The sequence below is a fragment of the Streptomyces sp. HSW2009 genome (assembly GCF_040240285.1).
Taxonomy (GTDB): domain Bacteria; phylum Actinomycetota; class Actinomycetes; order Streptomycetales; family Streptomycetaceae; genus Streptomyces.
This window is the reverse complement of record NZ_JBEHZD010000242.1, coordinates 1-11,151: the sequence shown is the minus strand read 5'-3', so window position 1 is coordinate 11,151 and position 11,151 is coordinate 1. Positions and strand designations below refer to the sequence as shown.

General features: G+C 74.1%; 12 protein-coding genes. 9 read left to right on the top strand and 3 right to left on the bottom strand.

Features of this window, described 5'->3' with window-relative positions; all coding sequences use genetic code 11:
* Positions 1 to 163: 163 nt before the first annotated feature.
* Positions 164 to 1,765 (bottom strand): oxidoreductase, encoded by a 1,602-nt coding sequence (locus tag AAHZ94_RS18710; protein ID WP_349994104.1) that lies wholly within the window; start codon positions 1,763 to 1,765, stop codon positions 164 to 166.
* A 323-nt stretch (positions 1,766 to 2,088) separates the two neighbouring features.
* On the opposite strand from AAHZ94_RS18710, the gene hisD reads away from it, so the two are divergent.
* The 8 genes from hisD to hisF all read left to right on the top strand — a co-directional run bounded on the left by hisD (position 2,089) and on the right by hisF (position 8,182).
* Positions 2,089 to 3,486, top strand: coding sequence for a histidinol dehydrogenase (hisD, locus tag AAHZ94_RS18705; RefSeq protein WP_349994103.1), 1,398 nt, complete (start codon positions 2,089 to 2,091; stop codon positions 3,484 to 3,486).
* Positions 3,483 to 4,628, top strand: coding sequence for a histidinol-phosphate transaminase (locus AAHZ94_RS18700; RefSeq protein ID WP_349994102.1), 1,146 nt, complete (start codon positions 3,483 to 3,485; stop codon positions 4,626 to 4,628). The genes hisD and AAHZ94_RS18700 overlap by 4 nt, the downstream gene beginning before the upstream one ends.
* The gene (gene hisB / locus AAHZ94_RS18695) at positions 4,625 to 5,218 is read left to right on the top strand and encodes an imidazoleglycerol-phosphate dehydratase HisB (RefSeq protein ID WP_349994101.1); all 594 of its coding nucleotides are present in this window, start codon (positions 4,625 to 4,627) and stop codon (positions 5,216 to 5,218) included. Before AAHZ94_RS18700 ends, hisB begins: the two co-directional genes overlap by 4 nt.
* An 88-nt stretch (positions 5,219 to 5,306) precedes the next feature.
* Positions 5,307 to 5,471, top strand: coding sequence for a CG2302 family histidine operon protein (locus AAHZ94_RS18690; RefSeq protein ID WP_349994100.1), 165 nt, complete (start codon positions 5,307 to 5,309; stop codon positions 5,469 to 5,471).
* Positions 5,471 to 6,115, top strand: coding sequence for an imidazole glycerol phosphate synthase subunit HisH (gene hisH / locus AAHZ94_RS18685; RefSeq protein ID WP_349994099.1), 645 nt, complete (start codon positions 5,471 to 5,473; stop codon positions 6,113 to 6,115). The genes AAHZ94_RS18690 and hisH overlap by 1 nt, the downstream gene beginning before the upstream one ends.
* 62 nt (positions 6,116 to 6,177) lie before the next feature.
* A complete protein-coding gene (gene priA, locus AAHZ94_RS18680) occupies positions 6,178 to 6,915 on the top strand; it encodes a bifunctional 1-(5-phosphoribosyl)-5-((5-phosphoribosylamino)methylideneamino)imidazole-4-carboxamide isomerase/phosphoribosylanthranilate isomerase PriA (protein ID WP_349994098.1) in 738 nt (245 codons plus the stop codon).
* On the top strand, positions 6,912 to 7,412 hold the full coding sequence (locus AAHZ94_RS18675; RefSeq protein ID WP_349994097.1) for a Rid family hydrolase: 501 nt from the start codon (positions 6,912 to 6,914) through the stop codon (positions 7,410 to 7,412). Before priA ends, AAHZ94_RS18675 begins: the two co-directional genes overlap by 4 nt.
* Positions 7,409 to 8,182 (top strand): imidazole glycerol phosphate synthase subunit HisF, encoded by a 774-nt coding sequence (gene hisF, locus AAHZ94_RS18670; protein ID WP_349994096.1) that lies wholly within the window; start codon positions 7,409 to 7,411, stop codon positions 8,180 to 8,182. The genes AAHZ94_RS18675 and hisF overlap by 4 nt, the downstream gene beginning before the upstream one ends.
* Positions 8,183 to 8,284: 102 nt before the next feature.
* Here hisF and AAHZ94_RS18665 read toward each other — a convergent pair whose 3' ends face one another.
* Positions 8,285 to 8,917, bottom strand: a complete 633-nt coding sequence (locus AAHZ94_RS18665; RefSeq protein ID WP_349994095.1) for a TIGR03085 family metal-binding protein — start codon at positions 8,915 to 8,917, stop codon at positions 8,285 to 8,287.
* A 184-nt stretch (positions 8,918 to 9,101) separates the two neighbouring features.
* On the bottom strand, positions 9,102 to 9,860 hold the full coding sequence (locus tag AAHZ94_RS18660) for a hypothetical protein (RefSeq protein ID WP_349994094.1): 759 nt from the start codon (positions 9,858 to 9,860) through the stop codon (positions 9,102 to 9,104).
* A gap of 681 nt (positions 9,861 to 10,541) precedes the next feature.
* Between AAHZ94_RS18660 and hisI the strand changes: the two genes are divergently transcribed.
* Positions 10,542 to 10,952: a phosphoribosyl-AMP cyclohydrolase gene (hisI, locus tag AAHZ94_RS18655; RefSeq protein ID WP_349994093.1), complete on the top strand. Its 411-nt coding sequence runs from the start codon at positions 10,542 to 10,544 to the stop codon at positions 10,950 to 10,952.
* Positions 10,953 to 11,151 lie beyond the last annotated feature (199 nt).

The following is an 11,151-nucleotide window of genomic DNA, read 5'->3' as shown; positions in this document are numbered from 1 at the left end:
CCCCCCCCCCGCGGCCGGGCCCGCCGCCCGGCCAGGTGCGCCGCAGCAGAACGGGAGGCGCCAGCGGGTTGGCTGTGCCGCAGCAGGGCGGGACACGCCAGCCGGTCGGTCGCGCCGCAGCGGGCGCGGCGCGTCAGCGGGTAGGGCGCGCCGCGCCAGCCGATCAGTTGCGCCGCAGCAGGCGGGACGCGCCGGCCGCGACCGTCGTCGCGAGCACCCAACCGAGGAGCACCAGCACCGCCGTCACCCACTGGGCCGGCCCGTGCGTGGTCCAGTAGCTGGCCTGGCCGAGGTCGATCACCGGTAACAGCACGTCCAGCGTGTACAGCGTGGCGTCCCACTCCGGGCCCTCGCCGTCCTTGATCGGCTCCGGGCGGTGGTGGGCGAAGAAGACCGCGCCGACCGCCCACAGCAGGGCTATCCACACCGCCGCCCGCCCCGGCCGGTAGCCGTAGGCGACCATCCAGTCCTGGAGGTAGCCCCACGCCTTGCCGGCCAGCGGGAGCGTCTCGCGCCGCCGGCGCTGCTTGGCCAGCAGCACCACTCGGGCGAACTCCTCCTCGCCGCTGTCCCGCAGCGCGGCGGCCAGCATTTCGTACGGCTCGGGCGCGTACTCCGGGGTCGCCGCCGCCACCCACTCAAGGCGCCGGGCCAGCGGGAAGTGGCCGCGCGGGATCAGCGACTCGTAGCTGAAGCCGGCCATCGCGAGGCCGCCGGGCCCCGGCCAGCTCGTCGACTTGTCGACCAGGTTGACCACCTTCGCGCCGGACAGCACCACCCGGCCGCCCTGCGTGCGCTCGCACAGGAAGCGCAGCTCCGGCGTCTGAATCCGGCGCATCGACAGTTCCTGGTCGCCCGCCATGGTGAAGCGCGCCTGGTCCAGGTCGATGGCGTCGCCGAACCTGCCGTCGTCGAGCCGCACCCCGCCCTCGCACTCGAAGCGCTGGGTGCGCACCCCACCGGCCGGGGCCAGCGGCGTGCCGTACGGCGGCGTCGTCCCCGTCGAGAACGGCGATCCGGTGACGCCCGCCGGCGTCAGGTACACCGTGCGCTCCACGCTGAGCTGCGGTGCGTTGAGCGCCCGGCGGCCGTGCGGATTGCGCAGTTTGCTGCCGCGCAGGCTCAGCGAGACGCCTATCTGCGCGCCGCGCATCGTCAACTCGCCGTACGACTCGATGAGCTCGGCCTGGAGATCCTGGGCCACGCTCAGCCCGTCCGCGGTGATCGACCTGCCGTTCCGGTCCTTGCGCACCACCAACTGGTTGAGCAGCAGGTCGGTGCCGATGTGCGCGTCGGTGAGCCGGATGCCGCGGGCCACCGTGCAGCGCGGCAGATGGAGATCGCCCTCGGTGTGCAGCCTGGCCGCCTCGATCCTGGGTATCGCACAGCCCACCAGGCGCAGCGTGGTGAACCGCGACTCGGGCAGCAATATCTCCTGCTCGAAGCGGCAGTTGCGCAGCTCGACGAAGGGCTCGATGGTGCCGCCCGCGAGCTCCAGGGTGCCGGTGATGTAGGCGCCGTTGAGCTTGAGCGCGGCGACCCGGCCAGGCTGCGCCGGCGGCGGCTCCAACAGCAGCAGCGCCAGCACCCGGGCCCGCACGCTGCGCTCGGGGCCCCACGGGTGCGGGCCGGTCGGGTCGTTGCGGTGCTGGTTGGGGGAGCGCAGGTCGAAGGTGCTGCCCGTACGGAACGCCTGCCACATGCCCCACTCGGCGGGAGTGAGGCCCAGCCCGTCGGGCGGGTCCCCGTCATGTGGTTGCGTCACTGCTGTCTCTCCCCCTCCGGGTCGGTTTCGGGTGGGCCGGGCCACAGTGGAATCGGCTCGGTCCGGCGACGACGGGCGTGCTCGCCGGGCTCGCGCAGCGGGTTCGCCGGCAGGGTGTGCTCGGTCCGTGCGCTCCGGTTGCTCCGGTGCGCTCCGGTGTGCGCCCTGGTGTGGCGGCCGATGCCGGGCCCGTACGCCCGTACGGACCCCATTCCCGCTCTGTGACCGGTTGAACACCACAGGTCAGGGCCAACTTGCTGGGCCGGTATCAGCGATTGATACGGTGCGCCGCGGCTCGGGAGGCGTCTGAGACAATTGTCCGCGTGATCTCCCGACTCGATCTGCGCGCTGCTGCCGGTGCCCCTGGGGCCACCGGTGACATCGACCGCGACCTGTTGCCCCGTGCCGAACTCGACGTCGAGGCCGCCCTGGAGAAGGTGCGGCCCATCTGCGAGGACGTGCATCATCGTGGCACCGCGGCACTGATCGAGTACGCCGAGCGGTTCGACGGGGTGCGCATCGAGCGCGTACGGGTGCCGCGCGAGGCCATTGAACGGGCCCTGGAAGAGCTCGACCCGCAGGTCAGGGCCGCCCTTGAGGAGTCGATCCGGCGGGCCAGGAAGGTGCACGCCGCGCAGCGCCGCACCGACCACACCGTCCAGGTGGTGCCCGGCGGCACGGTCACCGAGCGCTGGGTGCCCGTCCAGCGCGTGGGGCTGTACGTGCCGGGCGGCAACGCCGTCTACCCCTCGTCGGTCGTCATGAACGTGGTGCCCGCGCAGGAGGCGGGCGTCTCCTCGCTCGCCGTCTCCTCGCCGCCGCAGGCCGCCTTCGACGGACTGCCGCACCCCACCATCCTCGCCGCCTGCGCCCTGCTCGGCGTGGACGAGGTGTACGCGGCGGGCGGCGCCCAGGCGATCGCGATGTTCGCGTACGGCACCGACGAGTGCCACCCCGTGCAGCTCGTCACCGGCCCCGGGAACATCTGGGTGGCCGCGGCGAAGCGCCTGCTCAAGGGCCGGATCGGGATCGACGCCGAGGCCGGGCCCACCGAGATCGCCGTCCTCGCCGACGACAGCGCCGACCCCGGCCACGTCGCCGCCGACCTGATCAGCCAGGCCGAGCACGACACGCTCGCCGCCGCCGTGCTGGTGACCGACTCGGTGCCGCTGGCCGACGCCGTCGAGGCGGAACTCGTCCGCCGGGTGGCCAGCACCAAGCACCGGGAGCGGATCACCGAGGCGCTCGCCGGCCGGCAGTCCGGCATCGTCCTGGTGGACGACGTCGAGCACGGCCTCGCCGTCGTCGACGCGTACGCCGCCGAACACCTGGAGATCCAGACCAGGGACGCCGCCGCCGTCGCCGCCCGGGTGCGCAACGCCGGCGCGATCTTCGTCGGCCCGCACGCCCCGGTCTCCCTCGGCGACTACTGCGCCGGCTCCAACCACGTGCTGCCCACCGGCGGCTGCGCCTGCCACTCCTCCGGCCTGTCCGTGCAGTCCTTCCTGCGCGGCATCCACGTGGTCGACTACTCGCGCGAAGCGCTCGCCGAGGTCACCCCGCACGTGGTGACCCTGGCCACCGCCGAGGACCTGCCCGCGCACGGCGCCGCGCTCACCGCGCGCTTCGGCGACGCGCTGCCCGCGCAGCAGCCCGCCGCGGCCCCCACCGGCGCGAGCGCGCCCGACGACCCCGCACGGAAGGCTCCGCAAGGCACGTGACCGGCATCGACGACCTTCCCGTCCGGGACGAACTGCGCGGCAAGAGCCCCTACGGCGCCCCGCAGCTCGACGTACCGGTACGGCTGAACACCAACGAGAACCCCTACCCGCTGCCCGACGCCCTGGTGGCCGAGATCGCCGAGCGGGTCACCGAGGCCGCCCGGCACCTCAACCGCTACCCGGACCGGGACGCGGTCGAGCTGCGCACCGGCCTCGCCGCCTATCTGACCCGCACCGCGGGCCACCCGGTGGAGCTGGCCAACGTCTGGGCGGCCAACGGCTCCAACGAGATCATCCAGCAGTTGCTGCAAACCTTCGGCGGCCCCGGCCGCACCGCGATCGGCTTCGAGCCCTCGTACTCCATGCACGGCCTGATCGCCCGGGGCACCGGCACCGGCTGGGTCGCCGGGCCGCGCCGCGCCGACTTCACCATCGACGTGGCCGCGGCCACCGCCGAGATCACCCGACTGCGCCCGCACGTGGTCTTCGTCTGCTCGCCGAACAACCCGACCGGCACCGCGGTGGCCGCCGAGACCGTCCTCGCGCTGTACGAGGCGGCGCAGACCGCCCGCACCGGCGGCGCGCTGCTCGTGGTCGACGAGGCGTACGGCGAGTTCAGCCACCAGCCCTCGCTGCTGCCGCTGATCGCCGGCCGGCCGAACCTGGTGCTCTCCCGCACCATGTCCAAGGCGTTCGGCGCGGCCGGGCTGCGGCTCGGCTACCTGGCCGCCGACCCGGCCGTGGTGGACGCCGTGCAGCTAGTGCGCCTCCCGTACCACCTCTCCGCCGTCACCCAGGCCACCGCGCTCGCCGCGCTCGCCCACACCGATACGCTGCTGGGATACGTACAGCAGCTCAAGGACGAGCGGGACCGGCTGGTCAGCGAGTTGCGGGCGATCGGTGCGCCGGTCGTCGACTCGGACGCCAACTTCGTCCAGTTCGGCCTGCCGCCGGCCGCCGTCGGCCGCTGGGGCGACCCGGCAGCCGACTCGCACGGGCTGTGGCAGGCCATCTTGGACCACGGCGTGCTGGTCCGGGACAACGGCGTGCCGGGCTGGCTGCGGGTGAGCGCCGGGACACCGGCGGAGAACGACGCCTTCCTGGACGCGGTCCGGGCGGTACTGAAGGAGAACGAGCGATGACCCGCGTAGGGCGCGTGGAGCGCACCACCAAGGAGACCTCCGTCCTGGTCGAGATCGACCTCGATGGCACCGGCAGGACCGAGATCTCCACCGGCGTCGGCTTCTACGACCACATGCTGGACCAGCTCGGCCGGCACGGCCTCTTCGACCTCACCGTCAAGACCGAGGGCGACCTGCACATCGACACCCACCACACCATCGAGGACACCGCCCTCGCGCTGGGCGCCGCGTTCAAGGAAGCGCTCGGCGACAAGGTGGGCATCTACCGGTTCGGCAACTGCACGGTGCCGCTGGACGAGTCGCTCGCCCAGGTCACCGTCGACCTCTCGGGCCGCCCCTACCTGGTGCACACCGAGCCCGAGGCCATCGCCCCGATGATCGGCAGCTACGACACCACCATGACCCGCCACATACTGGAGTCCTTCGTGGCCCAGGCGCAGGTCGCGCTGCACGTCCACGTGCCGTACGGGCGCAATGCGCACCACATCGTGGAGTGCCAGTTCAAGGCGCTCGCGCGGGCGCTGCGGTACGCCAGCGAGCGCGACCCGCGCGCCGCCGGCATCCTCCCCTCCACCAAGGGCGCGCTGTGACCGTCCGCGCGAGGACCGCGCCCGCCGCGGCGCGGGAGCGGGGCACCACACCGCGCCGCGCCGCGTCGACCACCACCGGAAGGCAGTTGTGAACGGTCTGTCCACCGTCCTCATCGTCGTCGGGCTCTTCCTGCTCGGCGGCGTCATCTCCTTCAGCAAGCAGGGGATGCCCAAGGGCGTGATCGTGCTGCTGGGCATCAGCGCCGCGATGTGCCTGCTCGCGGGCGTCCTCCGGATCGACGGGTTGTACTGATGAGTGGACGCAAGCCCACGGTGGTCGTCTTCGACTACGGCTTCGGCAACGTGCGCTCCGCCGAGCGGGCGCTGGCGCACGTCGGCGCCGACGTGGAGATCACCGGCGACTACGAGCGGGCCATGGCAGCCGACGGGCTGCTGGTCCCCGGCGTCGGCGCCTTCGCCGCCTGCATGCAGGGGCTGCGGGCCGCCCGCGGCGACTGGATCGTCGGCCGCCGGCTCGCCGGCTCCCGGCCGGTGCTCGGCATCTGCGTCGGCATGCAGATCCTCTTCGAGCGCGGCATCGAGCACGGCGTGGAGACCGAGGGCCTGGACGAGTGGCCGGGCACCGTCGGCCCGCTCGCCGCGCCGGTCGTGCCGCACATGGGGTGGAACACCGTCACCCCGGCCGCAGGCTCGGAGCTGTTCGCCGGGCTCGACGCGGACGCCAGGTTCTACTTCGTGCACTCCTACGCGGTACGGGAGTGGACCCTTGAGATCGCCAACCCCGCCATGCGCCCGCCCCAGGTCACCTGGGCCACGCACGGCGAGCCGTTCGTCGCGGCCGTCGAGAACGGGCCGCTGCGGGCCACCCAGTTCCACCCCGAGAAGTCCGGCGACGCCGGAGCCCAGCTCCTGACCAACTGGCTCGACACCCTCTAGCCGCCGCACGGCGGCCCGGCCGGCGCTGACCAGACGCCTTCGACCCGAAAGACTGGCACCAGATGAGCAAGCTCGAACTCCTCCCCGCCGTCGACGTGCGCGACGGGCAGGCCGTCCGCCTCGTCCACGGGGAGTCCGGCTCCGAGACCTCCTACGGCGACCCGCTGGCCGCGGCCCTGGCCTGGCAGCAGGCGGGGGCCGAGTGGCTGCATCTGGTCGACCTGGACGCCGCCTTCGGCACCGGCGACAACCGGGCCCAGATCGCCGAGGTCACCCGCGCCATGGAGATCAAGGTCGAGCTCTCCGGCGGCATCCGCGACGACGCCTCGCTGAAGGCGGCGCTCGCCACCGGCTGCACCCGGGTCAACCTCGGCACCGCGGCCCTGGAGTCCCCGGAGTGGGTGGCCGGCGTCATCGCCGAGCACGGCGACCGCATCGCCGTCGGCCTCGACGTACGGGGCCACACGCTCCGCGGCCGGGGCTGGACCCGCGACGGCGGCGACCTGTTCACCACCCTGGCCCGCCTCGACGCCGAGGGCTGCGCCCGCTACGTGGTCACCGACATCGCCAAGGACGGCACGCTCCAGGGCCCCAACCTGCAACTGCTGCGCGACGTGTGCGCCGCGACCGACCGCCCCGTGGTCGCGTCCGGGGGCGTCTCCTCGCTCGCCGACCTGCGCGCCCTGAGCGGCCTGGTGCCCGTGGGCGTCGAGGGCGCCATCGTCGGCAAGGCCCTGTACGCCGAGGCCTTCACGCTGGAAGAGGCGCTGGCGACGGTGGCGGAGGCGGCCACGGCATGAGCACACCCGAGCCGGCCCGGCAGGCGGGGGCGATCGAGCGTCACCAGAGCGCGGACCCCTGGGAGGAGTCGACCGGTTCGGCGCGCGCCGTGGCGGCCGGGGACCTGGTCCTCGTCGCCGGCACGATGCCGCTGGTCGGCGACGTCCTCCAGGGCGAGGGCGATCCGTACGAACAGACCAGGGCGGCGCTGCGCAACGCGCTCGCCGCGCTCGACCGCTTCGGCCTCGGCGCCGAGGCGGTCGTCCGCACCCGCCTCTACCTCACCCACGCCCGCGACGTGGACGCCGTCAGCCGCGCCCACCGGGAGCTGTTCGCCGCCGTGCGCCCGGTCACCACGCTCGGCGTGGTCTCCGGGTTCGTGGACTCGCGGGTGCTGGTCGAGGTGGAGCTCGAAGCGTTCCGCCCCCGGCCCGGCGGGCCCGCCCCCACCGGCGGCGACGACCCGGACCCGGCCGGCGGTGCCCCGGCCGGCAGCACCGAAGGACGAACCCCATGACCCTCGCGGTCCGAGTCATCCCCTGCCTGGACGTGGACAACGGCCGCGTCGTCAAGGGCGTCAACTTCCAGCACCTGCGGGACGCGGGCGACCCCGTCGAACTCGCCAGGCTCTACGGCGAACAGGGCGCCGACGAGCTGACCTTCCTGGACATCACGGCCTCGTCCGGCGACCGCGAGACCACCTACGACGTGGTGCGCCGCACCGCCGAGCAGGTCTTCATCCCGCTCACGGTGGGCGGCGGCGTCCGCACCCCCGGGGACGTGGACCGGCTGCTGCGGGCCGGCGCCGACAAGGTGGGCGTCAACACGGCCGCCATCGAGCGCCCCGAGCTCATCCAGGAGATCGCCGAGCGGTTCGGCCGCCAGGTGCTGGTGCTTTCGGTGGACGCCCGCCGCTGCCCGCCGGGCACCGAGACCGCATCCGGGTACGAGGTCACCACGCACGGCGGCCGGCGCGGCACCGGCCTTGACGCCGTGGCGTGGGCCCACCGCGCGGCCGAACTCGGCGCCGGCGAGATCCTGTTGAACTCCATGGACGCTGACGGCACCAAGGACGGCTACGACACGGCCATGATCGCGGCCGTCCGTGCCGAGGTCACCGTCCCCGTCATCGCCAGCGGCGGCGCCGGCCGGCTCGCCGACTTCCCGCCGGCGATCAGCGCGGGCGCCGACGCGGTGCTGGCCGCCTCGGTCTTCCACTTCGGCGACCTGTCGATCGCCGACGTCAAGGGGGCGCTACGGGGGGCGGGGCACCCGGTGCGCCGGTAGATCCGGGCGGGGCAGCCCCACCCGGGGGTGGGGGGCGGCCTCACCCGGTGCGGTGGGGGCGGGCCGCCGGGCTCGCCCAGCGCCCGGATCCGCCGGACGCGGCTACAGCCCGAGCGACGCTTCCGCGGCCTTCGCCACCGCCGCCGGGTCGCCTTCGGCACTCACGTCGGCGACCTGCTGACGGCCGTAGAGGTAGAGCAGCACCTCGCCGGGCTCACCGGTGAGGGTGACGACCGGGGTGCCCTTGTGGGCCACGGCCGTGCGGCCGTCGGGGATGCGGGCGACGAGACCGACCGGGCTCCTGCGGGCCAGGGCGCGGGCCGTGCGCTCCACGCGCCTCCACAGCACGTCGGAGAAGACCGGGTCGAGCGTGCGCGGGGTCCAGCCGGGCTGGGCGCGACGCACGTCCTCGGCGTGCACGTAGAACTCCAGCACGTTGGTCGCCTCGTCCACCTGCTTGAGGGCGAAGGGCGAGAACCGGGGCGGGCCGGTGCGGATGAGCTGGAGCAGTTCCTCGTACGGCTTGGCCGCGAACTCGTCCTGGACCCGGGCCAGCCGGGCCGCCAGCGGCTTCACCAGGATGCCGGCCGCCGCGTCGCTGCGCCGCTCGCGCACCACCACGTGGGCGGCCAGATCGCGGGTGAGCCAGCCCTTGCACAGGGTCGGGGCCGCAGGTCCCGCCGCTTCCAACAGATCGGCGAGCAGCAGCCGTTCGCGCTTCGCGTACGTAGACATGCCGCCAGCCTACGACCGGTGCGGACGCCCTGCCACGGATGTCAGGTCACGGCGCGGCGGCCGGGCGACGGCCGGACGGCGGCCGAGAGGGCCAAGGCGGGTCGGGGGTCAGGCCGTACCGCGCGGCTGCGCGCCACGGCCACCCCGCCTTCGCCGTCTGGTTCCTGCGCGCGGGCGCAGGGCGTTACTTCGGCAGCTTCTCCGTGAGCTTGGGGCCGCCCGGCGTGGAGCTGAGCGTCAGCGAGCAGGAGACCTGGTCCTCGCCGCGGAGGGTGTACGTCTGGTGCGCCGGGTACAGCGCGTAGTAGTAGTACGTCTTGCCGACCGGAATGTTCTTCATCCGGACCTTGGCGGCGGACTCGCACAGCGAGAGCGCCTTGCTCTGGATCTCCTTCTCGGTGGTGAAGGTGCCGGTCAGGGTCGCGTTGGAGATCACCTCACCGTCGTGCGGACCGGTGCAGGAGCGCCGTTCGACCTTCTTCACGCTGGGGTCGAGCCCCGGGTGGTCGAAGCAGGTGCCCGGGCTGAGCACCACGTACGGCACCACGTCGGTCGGCGACGAGGACGTCGGGTCGCTGGACGGCGTGCTGGAAGCGTCGCTGTCCGGCGTCTCGGTCTCGCCCCCGACGGGCGCGCCCTGGCCGGGGGAGCCCGAGGGCGAGGGCAGTTCGATGGAGGGCATCCCGGACGGCAGCTTCGGCGCGGAGACGCTGGGCGAGCCGCCCGGCTTCTCCTTGGCCTCCTTCTCCTTGTCCTTGTCGTCGCCGCCCGAGGTGGCGCCGACGACGCCGACGATGCCGGCCACGGCCAACACGGCGGCGCCGGCGATCAGCGCGACCTTGTTGTTACGGCGGGGCGGCGGTGGCGGAGGCGGCGGGTACGCGCCGTAGCCGGGCTGCATCGGCTGCCCGCCGGGAGGTATGTGCTGTCCACCGGGCGGCACGGGCGGACCGCCGTAGGGCGGTTGTCCACCGGCCGGCGGCTGTCCTCCGGGCGGAGCGGGTGGGCCGAAACCTTGCTGCGGCGGGCCGAAGCCGCCGGGGTTTCCAGGCTGCTGAGGGTTGTTCGGCGGCGGCGGGTAAGTCATACCAGAAGCATGCCGCATGTTCGCCGGGAGGTGGTCAGCGGGCTGGACAGTTGCGGCGGATGCGGGGCGTGGGACGGCCGCGTTGGCCAGTTGTGAAGCGGCAAGGGGGCGTTGTCGGGGCGGCGCGCCCCGATAAAGGGTCGGCCACCGAGCGTCGCCGCCACCCGGGCCGCCCGTCCGCTCGGGCCGGGCACGATCTGGCCGAAAAGCGACCATGGCCCCCCGTTGTGACATCCGCTGCCACGGTGGCTGAATCCGGGACGAGAGGGGAGTTGCGCGGGGGCGCGGGGGCTGGCTGGCGGAGCTATCGGGGGCCTTCCGGCGGGCCGCCAAGGCCCCGTGCCCCGTACCCGTCCCGCCCGGTACCCGTCCCGCTCCGTACCCGTCCCGCTCCGCAGGCCCGCGGGAGGGCCGCCGTCGTGCGCGCCCGGGGGTGTGGCGCGCGGGGCGGGCGCATCGGGGGAGTGCCGCCCCAGGGCGCCGCCGCCGGTGCTCGACGGCCCGCCCGTGCCGTGCGCCGCTGGGCATAATGGGCCCATGTCCAGCCCCGATTCCCCCGCCGCCGACGCCGCGGATGCCGCCGACGCCAGCTCCGGCCGCCCGAGCGGGCTCGACCCGGCCGTCGCGGGTCGGCTCAAGCGCAGCGCCGACGGCCTCGTACCCGCCATCGCCCAGCAGTACGACACCGGCGAGGTGTTGATGCTCGGCTGGATGGACGACGAGGCGCTGCACCGCACGCTGACCACCGGCCGCTGCACCTACTGGAGCCGCAGCCGGCAGGAGTACTGGGTCAAGGGCGACACCTCGGGACACGTCCAGCACGTCAAGTCGGTGGCGCTCGACTGCGATGCCGACACTCTGCTGGTCAAGGTGGACCAGGTCGGCGCGGCCTGCCACACCGGGGACCGGACCTGTTTCGACGCGGGCGACCTGCCGCTGGGGCAGTAGGCTCCGCTGCCATGACGACCACCGGTGCCGCCGCGCGGCGCCGGCCATGACGAGGACGCCGGCCAGCGGCCGGCGCCCCGCCCCCCCCCGGCGTACCCCCGCCCGGGCCCCGGCCCCCCCCCCCGGCCGGCCCCCCCGGCCCCCCCGACGGCGGGCGGGCCCAGGGACGCGCACGGGGCCGCCCCGGCCGCCCCGTAGG